The 17,607-nt window shown below is 67.9% G+C and carries 17 protein-coding genes; 15 read left to right on the forward strand and 2 right to left on the reverse strand.

All coding sequences use genetic code 11. From position 1 onward, the window contains the following. Window position 1 precedes the first annotated feature (1 nt). The 9 genes from DMH03_RS19920 (at window position 2) to DMH03_RS19960 (ending at window position 8,935) form a co-directional block, all read left to right on the forward strand. Window positions 2–850 carry an ABC transporter permease gene (locus DMH03_RS19920; RefSeq protein ID WP_125785417.1) on the forward strand — a complete coding sequence of 283 codons (849 nt, stop codon included), beginning with the start codon at window positions 2–4 and terminating at the stop codon, window positions 848–850. Continuing rightward, the gene (locus DMH03_RS19925) at window positions 847–2,163 is read left to right on the forward strand and encodes an MCE family protein (RefSeq protein ID WP_125793501.1); all 1,317 of its coding nucleotides are present in this window, start codon (window positions 847–849) and stop codon (window positions 2,161–2,163) included. Before DMH03_RS19920 ends, DMH03_RS19925 begins: the two co-directional genes overlap by 4 nt. Window positions 2,164–2,278: 115 nt before the next feature. Further along, a complete protein-coding gene (locus DMH03_RS19930) occupies window positions 2,279–3,316 on the forward strand; it encodes an MCE family protein (protein WP_125793502.1) in 1,038 nt (345 codons plus the stop codon). Next, on the forward strand, window positions 3,313–4,344 hold the full coding sequence (locus DMH03_RS19935) for an MCE family protein (protein WP_199748942.1): 1,032 nt from the start codon (window positions 3,313–3,315) through the stop codon (window positions 4,342–4,344). Before DMH03_RS19930 ends, DMH03_RS19935 begins: the two co-directional genes overlap by 4 nt. Next, the gene (locus DMH03_RS19940) at window positions 4,341–5,522 is read left to right on the forward strand and encodes an MCE family protein (protein ID WP_125793504.1); all 1,182 of its coding nucleotides are present in this window, start codon (window positions 4,341–4,343) and stop codon (window positions 5,520–5,522) included. Before DMH03_RS19935 ends, DMH03_RS19940 begins: the two co-directional genes overlap by 4 nt. After that, a complete protein-coding gene (locus DMH03_RS19945) occupies window positions 5,519–6,724 on the forward strand; it encodes an MCE family protein (RefSeq protein ID WP_125793505.1) in 1,206 nt (401 codons plus the stop codon). Before DMH03_RS19940 ends, DMH03_RS19945 begins: the two co-directional genes overlap by 4 nt. Further along, entirely contained in the window at window positions 6,721–7,956 is a 1,236-nt protein-coding gene (locus DMH03_RS19950) for an MCE family protein (protein WP_199748943.1), read from the forward strand. The genes DMH03_RS19945 and DMH03_RS19950 overlap by 4 nt, the downstream gene beginning before the upstream one ends. Beyond that, window positions 7,956–8,444, forward strand: coding sequence for a hypothetical protein (locus DMH03_RS19955; protein ID WP_125793506.1), 489 nt, complete (start codon window positions 7,956–7,958; stop codon window positions 8,442–8,444). The genes DMH03_RS19950 and DMH03_RS19955 overlap by 1 nt, the downstream gene beginning before the upstream one ends. Continuing rightward, the gene (locus DMH03_RS19960; RefSeq protein WP_125793507.1) at window positions 8,441–8,935 is read left to right on the forward strand and encodes a hypothetical protein; all 495 of its coding nucleotides are present in this window, start codon (window positions 8,441–8,443) and stop codon (window positions 8,933–8,935) included. Before DMH03_RS19955 ends, DMH03_RS19960 begins: the two co-directional genes overlap by 4 nt. Here DMH03_RS19960 and DMH03_RS19965 read toward each other — a convergent pair whose 3' ends face one another. Further along, window positions 8,936–9,439, reverse strand: a complete 504-nt coding sequence (locus tag DMH03_RS19965; RefSeq protein ID WP_125793508.1) for a hypothetical protein — start codon at window positions 9,437–9,439, stop codon at window positions 8,936–8,938. It abuts the gene before it with no gap. 177 nt (window positions 9,440–9,616) lie between these two features. Here DMH03_RS19965 and DMH03_RS19970 point away from each other — a divergent pair, with 177 nt between their 5' ends. From DMH03_RS19970 to DMH03_RS19980, 3 genes are all read left to right on the forward strand, one after another. Beyond that, window positions 9,617–10,861: an aminotransferase class I/II-fold pyridoxal phosphate-dependent enzyme gene (locus DMH03_RS19970; RefSeq protein ID WP_125793509.1), complete on the forward strand. Its 1,245-nt coding sequence runs from the start codon at window positions 9,617–9,619 to the stop codon at window positions 10,859–10,861. Between the two features lie 738 nt (window positions 10,862–11,599). Next, the gene (locus DMH03_RS19975; RefSeq protein WP_125793510.1) at window positions 11,600–12,547 is read left to right on the forward strand and encodes a ferritin-like domain-containing protein; all 948 of its coding nucleotides are present in this window, start codon (window positions 11,600–11,602) and stop codon (window positions 12,545–12,547) included. 66 nt (window positions 12,548–12,613) lie between these two features. Continuing rightward, window positions 12,614–13,723, forward strand: a complete 1,110-nt coding sequence (locus DMH03_RS19980; RefSeq protein WP_125793511.1) for an NAD(P)/FAD-dependent oxidoreductase — start codon at window positions 12,614–12,616, stop codon at window positions 13,721–13,723. A 289-nt stretch (window positions 13,724–14,012) separates the two neighbouring features. Here the strand turns inward: DMH03_RS19980 and DMH03_RS19985 are convergent, their stop codons facing one another. Next, window positions 14,013–15,803 (reverse strand): long-chain fatty acid--CoA ligase, encoded by a 1,791-nt coding sequence (locus tag DMH03_RS19985; protein ID WP_125793512.1) that lies wholly within the window; start codon window positions 15,801–15,803, stop codon window positions 14,013–14,015. Between the two features lie 125 nt (window positions 15,804–15,928). Here DMH03_RS19985 and DMH03_RS19990 point away from each other — a divergent pair, with 125 nt between their 5' ends. The 3 genes from DMH03_RS19990 to DMH03_RS20000 are packed head-to-tail and all read left to right on the forward strand — an operon-like array spanning window position 15,929 to window position 17,604. After that, a complete protein-coding gene (locus DMH03_RS19990) occupies window positions 15,929–16,339 on the forward strand; it encodes a polyketide cyclase / dehydrase and lipid transport (protein WP_125793513.1) in 411 nt (136 codons plus the stop codon). Between the two features lie 8 nt (window positions 16,340–16,347). Further along, a complete protein-coding gene (locus DMH03_RS19995; RefSeq protein ID WP_125793514.1) occupies window positions 16,348–17,136 on the forward strand; it encodes a metallophosphoesterase in 789 nt (262 codons plus the stop codon). Window positions 17,137–17,163: 27 nt separating this feature from the next. Further along, entirely contained in the window at window positions 17,164–17,604 is a 441-nt protein-coding gene (locus tag DMH03_RS20000; RefSeq protein ID WP_125785432.1) for an SRPBCC family protein, read from the forward strand. Window positions 17,605–17,607 lie beyond the last annotated feature (3 nt).

Here is a 17,607-nt window from a genome sequence, read left to right on the forward strand (position 1 = left end):
CATGGCAGGCGAACCCGCTGTTTCGGATCGGACGCTCGAGATCATCGCGCGTCCCGGCGCGATGCTGGAAGGCTTCGGCGGCCAGCTGTCGTTCTACTTCCGCGCGCTGGCATGGACCCCGCGGACGATCCGGCGCTACGGCCGCGAGATCTTCCGGCTGCTGACCGAAGTCAGCTTCGGCACCGGCGCGCTCGCGGTGATCGGCGGGACGCTCGGCGTGATGATCGGGATGACGCTGTTCACCGGTCTCATCGTCGGCATGCAGGGCTACTCGGCGCTGAACCAGCTCGGCACGGCCGCGCTGACCGGGTTCATCTCGGCCTACTTCAACACCCGCGAGGTCGCGCCGCTCTCGGCCGGGCTCGCGCTCTCGGCCACCGTCGGCTGCGGGTTCACCGCGCAGCTGGGCGCGATGAAGATCTCCGAGGAGATCGACGCGCTCGAAGTGATGGGCGTGCCGAGCCTGCCGTACCTGGTGACGACGCGGGTGATCGCCGGCGTCACCGCGGTCATCCCGCTCTACGCCGTCGGCCTGCTTTCGTCCTATCTCGCCTCGCGGCAGATCACCATCTGGCTCTACGGCCAGTCCGCGGGCACCTACGACCACTACTTCACGCTGTTCCTGCCGCCAGAGGACGTGCTCTGGTCGTTCCTCAAGGTGATCATCTTCAGCGTGCTCGTCATCCTGTCCCATTGCTACTACGGCTACACCGCCAGCGGTGGGCCCGCCGGGGTCGGCGTCGCGGTCGGGCGCGCGGTGCGGACGTCGATCGTGCTGATCTCGGTACTCGACTTCTTCCTCAGCCTCGCGATCTGGGGCGCCACGACGACGGTGAGGATTTCCGGGTGAACAGGAGGATTCTGCTGCAGCGGCTCCGGCACCAGGTGCTGGGGCTGATCTTCCTCGTGGTGGTCGTGCTGTTCTTCGTCACCACCATCGCCGTCTACCAGAAGGCCTTCACCACGGTGACCCTGGTGAACCTGGAGACCGACCGCATCGGCAACCAGATGCGCGAGGGCGCGGACGTCAAGGTGCGCGGGATGGTCGTCGGCGAGGTACGGACGATCCGGGCGCACGGTGACCGCGCGACGATGGAACTGGCGCTGCAACCGGACAAGACTTCGGTCATCCCGTCGAACGTGTCCGCGCGCCTGCTGCCGAAGACGTTGTTCGGTGAGCGGTACGTCGCCTTGCAGGTGCCCGAGAAACCCGAGCGGCACATCGCCGAGGGCGACGTCATCCCGCAGGACCGCAGCAGCAGCGCGATCGAGCTGGAAACCGTGCTGGGCAACGTCATGCCGCTTCTGCAGGCCGTCCAGCCGGAAAAGATGGCCAGCACGCTCAACGCCGTCGCGTCCGCTTTGGACGGTCAGGGCAAACAGCTCGGCACGACGCTGGCCGGGCTTTCGGACTATCTCGGCAAGGTGAACCCGTCGCTGCCCGATCTCAAGGCCGACATCACCGGACTGGCCGACGCGGCAGCGATCTACGACAAGGCCGCGCCGGATCTGCTGTCCGCGCTGTCGGATCTGACCACCACGAGCAAGACCCTGGTCGAGAGCCAGCGCGGTCTCGCCGACGTCTACTCGACGGTGACCGCCGCTTCGATCGACCTGACGAGCTTCCTGAAAGTGAACCAGGACAACCTGATCCGGCTCACCACCAACCTCCAGCCCACTTTGGACGTCCTCGCGAAGTACGCGCCGGAGTACCCGTGCCTGCTCAAACAGCTGGCCGAATCGGTGCCGCGCGCGGAACTCGCGTTCGGCAAGGGCACCGCGCATCCCGAGGTCAGCCGGGTGACCATCGAGTTCACGCCGAGCCGGGGCAAGTACCTGCCCGGTGTCGATGAGCCGAAGTACGACGACAAACGTGGCCCGCGCTGCTATCCGCAGGTGCCGCCGCCGGGACGCTGGCCGCAGTACCCGCCGGACGGCGCCATCGACGACGGGTCCTCGAAACCCGCGCCGCCGCGCGACCCCGACGGCACCCTGCCCGCCGGCGGGAGCGCGGGCGGTTCGGTGGTGAACACGCCGGACGAACAGCGGCTTATCGACCTGCTCGTGTCGCCCGCCATGGGCACGACGCCGGACCAGGTGCCGAACTGGGGCAGTCTGCTGGTGGGACCGCTGTACCGCGGGGCGGAGGTGGAGCTGCGATGAGGACTCAGCCGGGCTCGGGTTCCGGGGCCGTGAAGGCCTCCTTCCCTACCCTGAGCGTAGGGAAGGAGGCCTTCACGGACCGCCCCTTCAGCCCACGAGGCGGGAGGGCGGCCCGATGAGGTCCTTCGTCCCGGATCTGGTCAAGATCCTCATCTTCGCGGTGGTGACCGTGCTGCTCACCGCGATCCTCGGCGCCACCATCGCGAACACCAACTTCGGTGAGACCTCCGGCTACACGGCCAAGTTCACCGACGCGTCCGGGCTCAAGGAGGGCGACGACGTCCGCATCGTCGGCGTCAAGGTCGGGCAGGTCGCCAGGATCGAGGTCGAGGAGGGCGACCGCAGCTTCGCGCAGGTCCACTTCGACGTCCAGACCTCGCATCGGCTGCCCGCGTCGGTGACCGCGACCATCAAGTACCGCAACCTGGTCGGCCAGCGGTATCTCTCGCTCGGCACGGACATCGGCGACGAGAAGTCGTTGCCGCGCGGCGGGGTCATCCCGCCCGAGCGCACCAAACCGGCGCTGAACCTGACCGTGCTGTTCAACGGGTTCAAACCGCTCTTCCGCGCGCTGAACCCCGAGGACGTCAACAAACTGTCCTACGAGATCATCCAGGTCTTCCAGGGCGAGGGCGGCACGATCACCAGCCTGCTCGCGCACACCGCGTCGGTCACGTCGGCCATCGCGGGCAAGGACAAGATCATCGGTGACGTCATCGCGAACCTCAACACGGTGCTCGGCACGGTCGAGAAGCGGTCGCCGGAGCTGGGCGAGCTGATCGACCAGACCCAGCGGCTCGTCACCGGGCTGGACGAGCAGCGGCAGCCGATCGGGGAGGCGGTCAAGGCGCTGGGCGACCTCACCGTCGCCACCACCGGCCTGCTCGCCGACGCGCGGCCGGCGCTCAAGGAAGACGTCGCGCAGCTCGGCGCGCTGTCGCAGAACCTCGGCGACTCGGAACAGCTGCTCGACCATCTCCTGCAGGTGCTGCCGGGCAACCTGCAGAAGTTCACCAGGACGCTGAGCTACGGCAGCTGGTTCAACTACTACCTGTGCGGGATCTCCGGCAGCATCGGCATCAAGTCGCTCAACATCGAACTGCCGATCACGCCGCTGCCCGGCACGCAGCGACCGGAGAGGTGCGGGCCGTGAAGCCGCTCAAGGAACGCAACCAGGCCCTGGTCGGCGGCGTGACGCTCATCCTGATCGTGCTGATCACGGCGACGACGTACTTCTCCGACCGGATCCCGTTGTTCGGCAGCGGGACGACGTACTCCGCGTACTTCGGCGAGTCGGCGGGGCTGTCGCCGGACAACGAGGTCCAGGTCGCCGGGGTCAAGGTCGGCCAGGTCAGCTCCGTGGAGCTGGCGGGCAAGAAGGTGCTGGTGAAGTTCCGGGTCTCCGGCGTCAGGGTCGGCGACGCGACCGCCGCGTCGATCGAGATCAAGACGCTGCTGGGGGAGAAGTTCCTCGCGCTGACCCCGAAGGGCAAGGCGAACCAGGATCCGAACACCACCATCGGGCTCGACCGCACGCGGACGCCGTTCGAACTGCAGGACGCGTTCCAGGAGCTGTCGGGCACCGTCGGCGAGATCGACACGGCGCAGCTGGCGTCGAGTTTCACCGTCCTTTCCGACGCGCTCAAGGACAGCCCGCAGTACCTCAAGGACGCGCTGAGCGGCCTGTCTTCCTTGTCCAAGACGGTGTCCTCACGCGACGGTGACCTGAAGACGTTGCTGGCCAACACGAGCAAGGTGTCCAAGACGCTGTCCGACCGCAACGCCCAGCTGAAACGGATCCTCGACGACGGCAACCTCCTGCTCGCCGAACTGCAGAACCGGAAGGACGCGATCAGTACGTTGCTCAAGGGCACGCAACAGGTCTCCGCGCAGCTGTCCGGTCTCGTCGCCGACAACCGGCAACAGCTGAAGCCGACCCTCGAAAAGCTCGGCAAGGTCACCGACATCCTGCAGCGCAACCAGGACAACCTCAGCCGCAGCCTCGCGCTGATGGCGCCGTTCGCCCGCGTCGGCGCCAACGCGACCGGCAACGGGCGCTGGTTCGAGGGATACCTGTGCGGGCTGCTGCCGCCGACGATCATCGCGGGCGCGTTCCAGGTCAACCCGGAGGGCTGCACCCCGCCGATCGCGGCACCGAACCAGGGGGTGGGCGGACGATGAGCACCCGATCCCGCACGCTGTACGACTGGATCGCGTTCGCCTGCGTCCTCGTGCTGCTCCTGACCGCCGGGCTGTGGCTGGTGTTCAAGGAACCCGGCGGCACCCGGATCAGCGCCTACTTCGGGAAGACGGTCGGGCTCTACGCGGGTTCGTCGGTCCGGGTGCTCGGGGTGAAGGTCGGGGAGATCACCGGCGTCACGCCGCAGGGTGAGGCGGTCCGGGTCGACATGCGGATCGACGGCGACACCCCGATCCCGGCCGACGCGGGCGCCGGCGTCGTCGCGCCGAGCCTGGTCAGCGACCGGTACGTCCAGCTGACCCCGGCGTACGAGAGCGGTCCCGAAATGGCGTCGGACACGGTGATCGCCAAGGAGAAGACGGCGACGCCCGCCGAACTCGACGACCTCTACACCAGTCTCGACAAGCTCTCGACCAGCCTCGGACCCAACGGTGCCAACAAGAACGGCGCGCTGTCCGACGTGCTCGACACCGCGGCCGCGAACCTCGACGGCAACGGGAAGAACCTCAACACCACGGTGACGCGGCTGTCCGAACTGGCCAAGACCCTGGACAGCTCCAAAGGCGACCTGTTCGCCACGGTGCAGAACCTGAACTCCTTCACCGGTGCGCTCGCCGAAAGCGACAAGCAGCTCAACGAGTTCTACCGCCGCGCCGCGGACGTCAGTGGCTTCCTGGCCGCCGATTCCGCCGACGTGGGTGCCGCGCTGAACTCACTGGCGACGGCGATGGGCGACGTCGAGAAGTTCGTCGCGGAGAACAAGGACCTGCTTTCATCCAATGTGGACAAACTGGCGGGCCTGACGAAGGTGCTCGTGGACCAGCGGGCCTCGCTCGCCGAGGTGATCGACATCGCGCCGACCGGGGCGACCAACTTCATCAACTCCTACGACGCGGCATCCGGCACGATCGCGGTGCGGGACAACCTGAACGAGCTGACGCATCCGCCGATCCTGACCGTGTGCCGCCTGATCAGCGCGAGTACGCCGAAGCCGATCCCGGACGCGCTGGGCAACATCTGCAAACAGCTCGCGCCCGTCCTCGACGGCACGCTGAAACTCCCGTCGGTGCCGCAGGTGCTGGCCTCATTGCAGAGCGGTGAGCTGCCACCGCTGCCGCTCCCGCTCGTCGACGTCATGACCAAGGGGCTCCCGAAATGAAGCGGCAACGGCAGCGGATCGCGGGCGTGATGGCGGGTGTCCTGGTGCTGGCCGGATGCAGTGACGGCGGCTTTTCCGGGCTGTACAACACTCCCTTGCCGGGCGGCGCGGATCTCGGCGACCATCCGTACCGGCTCTCCGCGCAGTTCTCCGACGTCCTCGACCTCGTGCCGCAGGCGAGTGTGAAGGTCAACGACGTCCCGGTCGGGCGGGTCGAGAAGATCGACCTCGCGCCGGACACGCGATCGGCGTGGGTGAGCATGGTCGTCAACGGCGACATCGCGCTGCCCGCGAACGCGCGTGCCGAGCTGCGGCAGTCGAGTCTGCTGGGGGAGAAGTTCGTCGACCTGCACGCTCCCGAAAAACCCGAAGGAGCGCTCGCCGAGGGCGCGAAGATCCCGCTGGACCGCACGAACCGCAACCCCGAGGTCGAAGAGGTCCTCGGCGCGCTTTCCCTGCTCCTCAACGGCGGCGGGGTCGAGCAGATCCAGAAGATCAGCCACGAACTCAACGAGGCGCTCACCGGCAACGAGGCAGAGGTGCGCTCACTGCTGTCCCAAGTGGACAAGCTGGCCACCGAACTCGACGGGCACAAGGGTGAGATCCTGCGTGCCATCGACGGCCTCGACAAACTCTCCAAAACCCTGGTCGGCCAGACACAGAATCTCACGAACGCGCTCGACAATCTTTCGCCGGGGCTCAAGGTCGTGACCGAGCAACGGGATCAGCTCGTCGGCATGCTGCAGTCGCTGAACACGCTGTCCGGGGTGGCGACCGAAACGATCAAGGCGAGCAAGGACACGCTGGTGGCGAACCTGCGCGCGTTGCAGCCGACACTGAAGAAACTGACCGAGGCCGGCCAGGACCTGCCGACGGCGCTGCGGATCCTGCTCACCTATCCGTTCCCGGACTACGCGGGCAACGTGATCAAGGGCGACTACGCGAACGTCGAAGCGAAGATCGACCTGAACCTGGACACGTTCCTGGAGAACATGAACAACTCGTCGCAGCCGATCATCCAGCTGCCCGGCACCCAGGGCACCGGCACCCCCGGCACGATCCCGTTCAACAACGGTGCCGCGCCGCCGGTGCTGCCGCTGCCCGCCGGCGATCTCCCGCAGACTCCCCAGACACCCCAAGGGGACGTGCTGGGCGGCGTGCTCGGCGGGATCCTCGGACCGCTGCTGGGAGGTGGCCGGTGATCACCCGCAAGACCAAGATCAAGATGGCGGTGTTCATCGTCATCGCGGTGGTTTCGGTCGTCTACGCGGGCGGCAAGTACGCCGGGCTGGACCGGCTCTTCGGCACTCGCGGCTACCTCGTCACCGCCCAGCTCGCGGACTCCGGCGGGATCTTCGTCAACGCCGAGGTCTCCTATCGCGGGGTCGCGGTCGGCAAGGTCGCCTCGATGACGCTCACCGAGCACGGAATCGACCTCGGCCTCGACATCGACGAGGGAGCGCCGAAGATCCCCGCGGACACCAAGGCGGCGGTCGCGAACCGGTCGGCTGTGGGGGAGCAGTACGTCGATCTGCTGCCCATGCACGAAAACGGGCCCTACCTGGCCGAGGGATCGGTCATCAAACGGGACAAGACGTCGATCCCGCTCGCGCCGGACACCGTATTGTCCAATTTGGACAAATTGGTGTCGAGTGTGAAGCCGGAATCGTTGAAGACCGTCGTCGACGAGACGTACGAGGCGTTCGCCAACGCCGGTCCGGATCTGCGGCAGCTGCTGAACAGCACCGGTTCCCTCACCGCGACGGCGACGCAGTACCTGCCCGACACCCAGGGCCTGCTCGCCAACTCGCGGACGGTGCTGGACACCCAGCGGCGGCAGGCGGACAACATCACCCAGTTCTCCAGCGGGCTCAAGACGATCGCGGCGCAGCTGAAGACGTCCGACCCGGATCTGCGGCGGGTGATCGACGAGGCGCCCAAGCTGAGCCGCCAGATCAGCGACGTGCTCGCGGTTTCCGGGACCGACCTCGGGGTGCTGTTCGCGAACACGCTCACCACCGCCCAGATCACCTCCGCCCGCACCGACGCGATCGAGGAACTCCTCGTCGCGTACCCGATCATCTCGGCCTTCTCGCGCTCGACGTCGCCGGACGGCACCGGTCACCTCGGCGTCGTGTTCAACTTCTTCGACCCGGCCTCGTGCACCAAGGGCTACGAGGGCACGAAACAACGCCCCGCCAACGACACCACCGAGGCGCCGGTGAACACGCAGGCCTACTGCGCCGAGCCGCCGGGAAGTCCCACGGGTGTGCGAGGTTCGCAGAACGCCCCGTACGCCGGGAAGCCGCCCGCGGTCCCCGAGCGTCCGAAGCAGACCCCGCAGGCGGCCGAATCCGCTCAGCTGCCGGGCGTGCTGAGCCTGCTCACCGGATCCGCGCCGGGCGGGCTGGGCGCGTTGCTGGGTGGCAAGTAGTGCTCACCCGTGCCCTCACCGTTTTCGCCGCGCTGGCGGTCTTCGCGGCCGCCTGGTTCGGCTGGTCGTGGTGGAGCGCCGCCAGGGACGACGGCCTTGCCCGCGGCAGGGAGCGCGAGGCCGTCCTGGCCGCCGCGTCCGGCCAGCTCGAGGTGCTCAACACGATCGACTACCGCAGCGGCGCCCAGGACGTCGACCGCTGGCTCGGCGTCACCACCGGACGCCTCGGCAAGGATCTCACCGGCGACCGGAAGGTCCAGATCGACCGCGCGACCACGAGCAAGACCGTCGCCACGGCCAAGCTCAAACAGGCCGCGGTCACCGAACTCGACGCCGGCGCCGGGACGGCACGGCTGATGGCCGTGCTGGACGTGCGGGTCAGCACCGGCGGCGGATCGGCCGCGCCCAAGGTGAGCAGGCTGACCGTGGACTACCAGCGCGTCGAGGACGGCTGGAAGGTCAGCGCGGTACAGGCGGCGGGCTCGTGACCGGGCGCATCCCGCGGATCCTGATCGCGCTCATCGTGCTGGCCACCGGGTGCGCGGTGTGGTTCGGTCTCCAGGCGTCCTCGCTGGGCTCGGACGGCAACGCGGCGCTGGTGGACCGGGCCGCCACGGCCGAGGTCGCGGACCAGGTCGGCGCCGGGGTCAAGGCGGTCTTCTCCTACGACTACAGCAACCTCGCGCGGACCGAACGGGCCGCGGCCGACGTGCTCACCGGGGAGGCGACCAGGCAGTACCGGGATCAGTTCGCTTCGGCGCGGAAACGGGCCGAAGAGCAGAAGCTCGTGCGCACCACGACGGTCCGATCGCTCGGTGTCCGGTCCCTGCGCGGAGAGCAGGCCGAAGTGCTGTTGTTCCTCGACCAGCAGACGCTCACTCCCGGTGGAGCCGCTCCGCAATCGTCGGTTTCCCAGCTTTCGGTCACCGCTGTCCGGATCGACGGCCGGTGGAAGATCTCGCAACTCACCCCGCTGTGATCACGAGACACGTTTCATGTTCGCCCCGGAGATCGCGCCACCGGAAACGGTGTAGGAACCGGAAAAAGTACGCAGTGAACCATCGGTCTGGCGCGCCGAAAGATGGACGTGCACGGTGTTCCCGCTCTCGCCCGTCACGGTGAGGGCCGCCCAGGAAGTCGTCGCGAATCCCTTGACGTAGGAGGCATAAGCGCCGCCTTTCGCCAGCCGCTGCCCGCCGAGATTCCACGCGGTGGGGAAATCACGCCGGTTGAGCGCGTCGTAGTACGCGATCACCGTTCGCGCCACGGAAACCGCCGGTGCGGGATAGACCGTCTGTGTCGCGGGTGGTGCGACATAAACCGTCTGGGGCGGGACCGCGATCGCGGGTGGCTGGATCACGATCGTGGTCGGCGGAGCGGCCACCGCGACGGCCGGAGCCGCCGTTCCCTGCTGGGGTACCGCGCACGCGGCCAGCGCACCCGCCGCCATCAGCGTCACCGCCGCCCGATTCATCGTTCCCATTTCTCTCCCCTTTTCCTCGTGCCACCGAGAATGCGGGAAACAATGGACGCGCCACTAGGGGATTCGGACTCGTTACGAATGCTGAAAAACACGCCGTAACCGTTATCGGATCTTGGGCGCGCGGGCCGGAAGCCACCCTCGTCTCACGCCGGATCAGCGCCGGGTTTAGCGTTAGGCATGACCACTGCACCTGTCGATGTCGAGAGCGCCCGCCGCGACTACGCGGCCCTCGTCGACCGTGGCCTCTCCCTGGACATCACCCGCGGCAAGCCGTCCCCTCGCCAGCTGGACCTCGCCGACGGGCTGCTCGCCCTGCCCGGAGACGTGCGCAAAGCCGAGGACGGCACGGACGTCCGCAACTACGGCGGCCTCAAGGGCCTGCCCGAGCTCCGCCGCATCTTCGCCGGACCGCTGCAGGTCCCGGCCGAGCAGCTGCTGGCCGCGGGCAACTCCAGCCTGGAGCTCATGCACGACTCGATCGTGCAGGCCTTCCTCAGCAAGCTCCCCGGCGCCGAGCGTCGCTGGGCCGACGAGCCGAGCGTCAAGTTCCTGTGCCCCGTGCCGGGCTACGACCGTCACTTCGCGCTGGCGGAGCGCTTCGGGATCGAGCTGATCCAGGTGCCGCTCACCGAGACCGGCCCGAACATGGGCTTCGTCGAGCGTCTCGTCGCCGAGGACGCCGCGATCAAGGGCATCTGGTGCGTGCCGAAGTACAGCAACCCGACCGGCGTCACCTACAGCGACGACACCGTGCGCCGCCTGGCGACGATGGTCACGGCCGCCCCGGATTTCCGGATCTTCTGGGACAACGCCTACGCCGTGCACCACCTCACCGAGGACGAGGCGCGGCTGGCGGACCTGCTCGCGCTGGCCACCGAGGCGGGCAACGCCGACCGCGTGTTCGTCTTCGGCTCCACCTCGAAGGTCACCTACGCGGGTGGCGGCGTCGGCTTCTTCGGCGCCTCCGAGGCCAACCTGGCCTGGTGGACCGGCCTCATCGGCAAGCGGACCATCGGCCCGGACAAGGTCAACCAGCTGCGGCACGCGCAGTTCCTGCGCGACGAGGACGGCGTCCGCGAGCACATGCGCAAGCACGCCGAGCTCATCGGGCCGAAGTTCGCGGCCGTCGACGAGATCCTCACCAAGGAACTGGGCGAATCGGGCCTCGCGTCCTGGACCAAGCCGACCGGCGGGTACTTCATCTCGCTGACCGTGCCGCCGGGGACCGCCAAGGAGGTCGTGCGGCTGGCCAAGGAGGCGGGTATCGCCCTGACCCCGGCCGGCGCGACCCACCCGTACGGCGACGACCCCGAGGACGCCGTCATCCGCATCGCGCCGACGTACCCCGAGCTGGCCGAAGTCGAAGAGGCCATCCGCGGGCTCGCCGTCTGTGTCCGCCTTGCCGCGGCGACGAAGAAGTAAGTAGCCGCAAGGCAAAGGTGACGGGTGGCTTAGGTACCTACGGCCGGTGCGCGGGTGGCGGTTTCGCGTGATTGAACGGACGGCACACGTGGCGGGAGGGACGACACGCGTGACGGGCCGGACGACTCGTGGCGGAACCCGGCCGCGGTCGTGTCGTCCATCCCGTCACGTGTGTCGTCCGCTGGATCACGTGTGTCGTCCGGTCAGTCACGTGACATCGCCGGTCAAGTCTTGTGAGTGGTAAGGATGGTTAGGGCCAAGGGTGGCTTAGGTAGCTACGTGGGTTCCGGCTGCGGTTGATGCCAGGCTCGGTCAGGCGCTCACATGAGTGGTCGCGGTCGTGGGGATGTCGTGAAGGGCCCCTTTGAGACGATGAAGGTCTCAAAGGGGCCCTTCACGACATCCGAGGTCAGGGGTAAGGCAAAGGTGGCATGGTCGGTGCCCGGGGGCGAGGGCTCCCTTCGTCGCATCAGACGCGGCGAAGGGAGCCTTCACCCCACCACCAGCCTCACCCACGAACACGACACGTTTGACCTTCTTCACAAGAGAACCGTCCTTACCGCTCACGAGACCCCTGATCTGCGGTTTCCCGACCGAGAGCGTGGCGTGGGCACGGTCGCTGTTCGCCTTGCCGCGGCGGCGAAGAAATAAGTTCGAGATCTTTTCCAATCCGGGTCACGAGTGGTTCCGAACGTCCGAGTGGGTGGGTGTGTACCGCAAAGACGAGAGGAACCACTCGTGTTCGGAAAGCCCTTCGTTCGTACCCTGATCTCACGCAGTGCCGAGAACCGCACGGATCGCCGCCGGTTCTTGAAGGCGGCCGGCGCGGCGGGGCTCGGGGTCGTCGGCGCGACCTACCTCGGGGTGCAGGCCACTTCGTCCGCTTCGGCGACGGGTGAGGCAGCTGCCGCCGCGGAGGCCCCCAGCGACGCGGCCGTGCTCAACTTCGCGCTCAACCTGGAGTATCTCGAAGCCGAATTCTACTCCTTCGCCGTCCACGGCCGCGGCCTGCCGGACGACATCACCGGTGGCGTCGGCACCCAGGGTGGGGTGGTCGGCGGCAAGAAGGTGATGTTCCACGACAAGACGCTGCACCAGTTCGCCAAGGAGATCGCGGGCGACGAGGTCGCGCACGTCAAGTTCCTGCGCGGCGCGCTGGGCGAGGCCGCGGTGTCGCGGCCCGAGATCGACCTCAAGGACAGCTTCACCGCCGCGGCCAAGGCGGCCGGGCTGATCAGCGAATACCAGCAGTTCGACCCGTTCGCCAGCGAGAAGAACTTCCTGCTCGCGGCGTACCTGTTCGAAGACGTCGGCGTCACGGCCTACAAGGGGGCCGCGCCGCTGATCACCAACAAGACGTTCCTGGACGCGGCCGCCGGGATCCTGGCTGCCGAGGCCTACCACGCCGCCACCATCCGGACGTCGCTGTTCGACCGGGACCTCGGCGACGCGGCGGCCAAGATCTCCAACGCCCGCGACGCGCTCGACGGCCCCGGTGACGACGACCAGGGCATCCTGCTGGGCAACCAGGCCAACATCGTCCCCACCGACAACAACGGCATCTGTTTCGGCCGCGGCGCCGACAGGGTGCTGAACATCGTCTACCTGAACCCCGGTCCGGTGAAGGAGGGCGGGTTCTTCCCCAAGGGGGTCAACGGCGACATCGTCGCCAGCGGCGGCGCGTGATTCCCGCTGTCGTGTCGCCGTTTCCCGGTACCGTCGGGTGACGGCGACACGACGGAGGGGTTCGCGGTGAAGGCTGTGATCATCGGCGGCGGCATCTCGGGCACGGTGACCGCGATGGCGTTGCGGCTGGCCGGGATCGAAGCGAGCGTTCACGAGGCGTACCCGTCCGGCGGCGAGGACGCGGGCGCGTTCCTGACGATCATGCACAACGGCATGGACGCCCTGCGCGCGATCGGCGCCGAGGCTCCGGTGGTCGACAACTCCTTCGCCGCCGTCGGGCTGGAACTCGTGACGCCGGATGGGAAGACCGTCGAGCGGCGGTCGTTCGACGTAGCGGACTCAGCCGGGCTCACCGGGCCGCGCACCTTGACCCGCGCGTCCCTTTACCGTGCGCTGCAAGAGGAAGTGATCTCGCGCGGGATCACCTTCGAACGCGGGAAGCGGCTGGTTTCCGCCTCGCCGGGAGTCGCGCGCTTCGAGGACGGGTCCGTCGCCGAGGGGGACATCCTGATCGGCGCCGACGGGCTGCGGTCGGTCGTCCGGACCATCATCGACCCGGCGTGCCCGCCTCCGCGCTCGACCGGCCTCGACGTCGTCTACGGCTACACGACCGACACGAGCATCCCGCAGGCGCCGTCCCTCTATCGGATGATTCAAAGCCTGCACGCCTTCTTCGGCTACACGAGCACACCCGACGGCTCGACGTACTGGTTCGCACGGCTTCCCACGGCCGAAGGCGTCCGCGTCGGTCTTTCGGCGGCTGAGTGGCGCTCGGCGGCCTTCGCGGCTTTCGACGGGGAACCGTTGCCTGCCGCGGAAATCATCCAGTCGACGGGGGACGACGTCTTCGGCGGCCATTCCTACGACGTTCCCTCGACGCCGGTGTGGTTCAACGCGTCGATGGTGCTCGTCGGCGACGCCGCGCACGCGGCCTCGCCCGCCGCGGGGCAGGGAGCGTCGATGGCGCTGGAGGACAGTGTCGTGCTGGCGCAGTGCCTACGAGATCTTCCTGACGCACCAACGGCTTTCATGGCCTACGAGCGGCTGCGGCGGGCGCGGGTGGAGAAACTGGTGGCCGGTAGCGCTTCGGTGTCTTCCAGTACGACGTCCGACCGGGACCGGAACTGGCTGTACCAGCACCACATCGAGTGGGACGCGAAGATCACCCGCAATTAGTCACCTACTCGCGGTGGTGACGCGCCCAATGTGGCATTGGGGACGTTGAGTGTCCCCAATGCCACATTGGGCGCACCGGCGCCTGGATACCTGCGCAGGCCCGCTCACCAGGCCTGCGCGGTCGTTGCGAAAGCCACTTTAGCAACCTTCAACGGTGCGAAAGTGGCTTTCGCAACGTCGCCTGAGCCCCGGCCGCACCCAGCCGCACCTCGTTCGTCCGTGAGGGCCTCCTTGCCTACCCTCACGGTAGGGAAGGAGGCCCTCACGGACTGCCTTCACGCGCGAAGAGCTACTTCTTGTACAGCGCTTCGATGTCGGTCGCGTAGTTCTTGTTCACGATGTTGCGCTTCAGCTTCAGGCTCGGCGTGATCTCGCCGCCTGCCTCGGTGAAGTCCTTCGAGAGGATCGTGAACTTCTTGATCGCCTCGGCCTGCGAAACCGCGCTGTTGGCCTGATCGACGGCCTGCTGGACCTCGGCGCGCAGTGCGGCGGCGTCGGCCAGGTCGGACACGGAGGCGTCGGAAGGCTTGCCGTGCTGCGATTTCCACGACGGGAAGTACTCCTCGTCGATGGTGATCAGCGCGCCGATGAACGGCCGCTGGTCGCCGACGACCATCGCCTGGCTGATCAGCGGGCTGGCCTTGATGGTGTCCTCGAGCCCGGACGGGGCGACGTTCTTGCCGCCCGCGGTGACGATGATCTCCTTCTTGCGCCCGGTGATCTTGAGGAAGCCGTCGCGGTCCAGTTCGCCGAGGTCGCCGGTGTGGAACCAGCCGTCTTCGAGCGCTTCGGCGGTCGCTTGGGCGTTGTTGAAGTAGCCGCTGAAGACGACGTCGCCCTTCAGCAGGATTTCGCCGTCCTCGGCGATCCGCACCGAAGTGCCGGCGACCGGGCGTCCCACGGTGCCGACGCGGAAGCCGTCCTGGGTGCCGACGCAGGCCGCGGCGGACGTCTCGGTCAGGCCGTAGCCCTCGAACACCGGGACGCCGATCCCGCGGAAGAAGTGCGCCAGCCGCACGCCGAGCGGGGCACCGCCGGACACCGCGGCGACACATCGGCCGCCGAGGGCCGCGCGCAGCTTGCTGAAGACGAGCTTGTCGAACAGCGCGTGCTTGACCTTGAGGCCCAGCCCGGCGCCGCCGGTGTCCTGAGCCTGGCTGTACGCGACAGCGGTGGCTTCGGCGGCGTCGAAGATCTTGCCCTTGCCGTCACCGTGCGCCTTCTGCTTCGCGCCGTTGTAGACCTTCTCGAACACCCGGGGCACGGCGACGACGAACGTCGGCCGGAAGGTACCGAGGTCGGCGACGAGGTTCTTGACGTCCGAGGTGTGCCCGAGGGTCACTCGCGCGCTGAGCGCCGTCACCGCGATGGCACGGGCGAGGACGTGCGCGAGCGGCAGGAACACCAGCAGCGAGTTGCCCTGCTCCATCAGCTGCGGGAACGCGGCGATGTCGGCGCGGATCTCGGCCAGGAGGTTCCGGTGGGTCAGCTCGACGCCCTTGGGGCGGCCGGTCGTGCCCGAGGTGTACACGATCGTGGCCAGGTCGCCCGCCTTCACCGTGCGGCGGCGCTCGTGCAGATCGTCGTCGCTCAGCGCGGAACCCTGCTCGGTGAGCTGGTCGACGGCGCCTGCCTCGATCTGCCAGGTGTGCTCGAGCGTGTCGAGGCGTCCCTTGACGGATTCGAGCGTCGCGAGGTGTTCGTCGGTCTCGACGAACACGCCCTTCGCCGCCGAGTCCGAGAGGATCCAGTGCACCTGCTCTGCCGAGGAGGTGTCGTAGATCGGGACGGTGACCGCGCCGGCGGCCCAGATCGCGAAATCGATCAGGGTCCATTCGTACCGGGTCTTGGACATGAGCCCGATCCGGTCGCCCGGAGCGATACCCGCCTGTGCCATTCCCTTGGCCATGGCCAGAACCTGGGCGGCGAAGTCTTTGGCGGTGATGTCCAACCAGGTACCGTCGACCTGGCGGCGGAAACTCACGACATCGGAGAACCGCTCCGCGTTCGCCCAGACGACGTCGGCGAGATTCTCGTCGTCGGTCACCGGATTGGCGGCGGGGGCGCTGTATTCGCGCACGAGGAACCTCCGTGTTCGCGTGCAAGTGGTGTGACCGGTGTTACCCGCCAGTCAACTTAGCGTGCCGTGCACCTTAAGACCATGCTGACGAATCGGCCATACCCAGGGCATGACATTCTGCCGCTGTGAACCAGGCGCCGCCAGCTCTCGACATCGTTGACGAGACCTTCCTCGTGGTCCCGCCGTCCACCGTGGCCGCCGCTTTCGCCGATCCGCGATCTTGGTCACGTTACTGGCCGGACCTCGTTCTGGAGGTCTACACCGACCGTGGCGACCAAGGATTGCGCTGGACCGTGCGCGGTGCCTTGATCGGTACCATGGAGGTCTGGCTCGAGCCGGTGCTCGACGGCACTTTGCTGCACTACTTCCTGCGCGCCACTCCCGCCGGTCCGGACGGGGAGCCTCTTGTGCTCCAGGCCCGTGACCTGCGGCGGGAGTTCGATCGCAGGGCCCGTGCGGCCAAGGCGATCGCGCTCGGGCTCAAAGAGGTCCTCGAGGACGGGCGCGAGCCCGGGGTCGGTCCCCGGGCCGGGTAGGGGAGAGCATGCGGGTTCACGTGGTGTCGGACGTGCACGGCAACGCCGACGCGCTCAAACGCGCGGGCGACGGCGCCGACGCGCTGATCGTGCTGGGCGACCTGCTGGACTTCGTCGACTACCGCGAGCACGACAAGGGCATCATGGGCGCGCTGTTCGGCGCCGAGAAGGTCGGCGAGTTCGCGAGGCTCCGGCGTGAGGGCACTCGTGATGAGACCGTTGCCTTCTCGCGATCGTTGTGGGCCACTTTGGCCGATCCCGCCGCCGCCGTCGGCGAGGCGATCCATGATCAGTACGCCGTCCTGTTCGGCGCTTTGACCGCGCCGACGTTCGCGACCCCCGGCAACGTCGACGACCCGTCGCTGTGGCCGGAGTTCGCCGGCGACGGCATCACCGTCGTCGACGGCGAGGTCGCCGAGTTCGGCGGCCTGCGGTTCGGGTTCGTCGGCGGCGCGCTCCTCCCGCCGAACGTGGTCCCGCGCCGCAACGGCTTCTGGCGGCCGTACCTGCGCACCCGCGAGGAGTACGACGTCGCGGTCGGCGCGCTGGAGAACGTCGACGTCCTGTGCACCCACATCCCGCCCGCCATCCCGGAACTGACCTACGACGTGATCGCGCGGCGGTCCGAGATCGGGTCGGCGGCGCTGGTCGGTCTCATCCGCGAGCAGCGGCCGCGCTGGTCGGTGTTCGGGCACGTCCACCAGCCGCTGACCCCGCGGACGAGGCTCGGCAGGACCGAATGCCGTAACGTCGGTCACTTCAAAGAGACGGCACAGCCGTACGTGCTGCGCTGGTGACCCTCGGCTGCGGCTACAGTTTGGACCATGGCCGAGCAGTCCACGCAGTCCATCGAGGTCGACGCCGAGCCCGCGCGGGTGATGGCCGTCATCGCCGACTTCCCCGCGTACCCGGAATGGGCCAAGGCCGTCCGGGAGACCGAGGTACTCGGCGAGGATGACAACGGCCGCGCCAAGCAGGTGAAACTCACCCTCGACGCCGGGCCGATCAAGGACGTCTACACCCTCGAGTACGACTGGGACGCCGACGGCAACGGGGTCAGCTGGCACCTGGTCAAGGGGCAGATGCAGAAGGCCCAGAACGGCCGCTACGCGCTCGAAGCGCTGGGCGCCGGCCGCACCAAGGTCACGTATACGCTGTCCGTCGAGCTGGCGCTGCCGATGATCGGGCTGCTGCGCCGCAAGGCCGAGAAGATGGTCATGGACACCGCGCTCAAGGAGCTCAAGAAGCGCGCTGAAGCGTCCTGAGTC

It is taken from the genome of Amycolatopsis sp. WAC 01376, from assembly GCF_003947415.1.
In the GTDB taxonomy this organism is placed as follows: Bacteria; Actinomycetota; Actinomycetes; order Mycobacteriales; family Pseudonocardiaceae; genus Amycolatopsis.

Coding starts and splice junctions, on each gene's coding strand:
- DMH03_RS19930 (WP_125793502.1), top strand. CDS start 2,279: ATGAGGTCCTTCGTCCCGGATCTGGTCAAGATCCTCATCTTCGCGGTG.
- DMH03_RS19940 (WP_125793504.1), top strand. CDS start 4,341: ATGAGCACCCGATCCCGCACGCTGTACGACTGGATCGCGTTCGCCTGC.
- DMH03_RS19970 (WP_125793509.1), top strand. CDS start 9,617: ATGACCACTGCACCTGTCGATGTCGAGAGCGCCCGCCGCGACTACGCG.
- DMH03_RS20000 (WP_125785432.1), top strand. CDS start 17,164: ATGGCCGAGCAGTCCACGCAGTCCATCGAGGTCGACGCCGAGCCCGCG.
- DMH03_RS19920 (WP_125785417.1), top strand. CDS start 2: ATGGCAGGCGAACCCGCTGTTTCGGATCGGACGCTCGAGATCATCGCG.
- DMH03_RS19995 (WP_125793514.1), top strand. CDS start 16,348: ATGCGGGTTCACGTGGTGTCGGACGTGCACGGCAACGCCGACGCGCTC.
- DMH03_RS19965 (WP_125793508.1), bottom strand. CDS start 9,439: ATGGGAACGATGAATCGGGCGGCGGTGACGCTGATGGCGGCGGGTGCG.
- DMH03_RS19945 (WP_125793505.1), top strand. CDS start 5,519: ATGAAGCGGCAACGGCAGCGGATCGCGGGCGTGATGGCGGGTGTCCTG.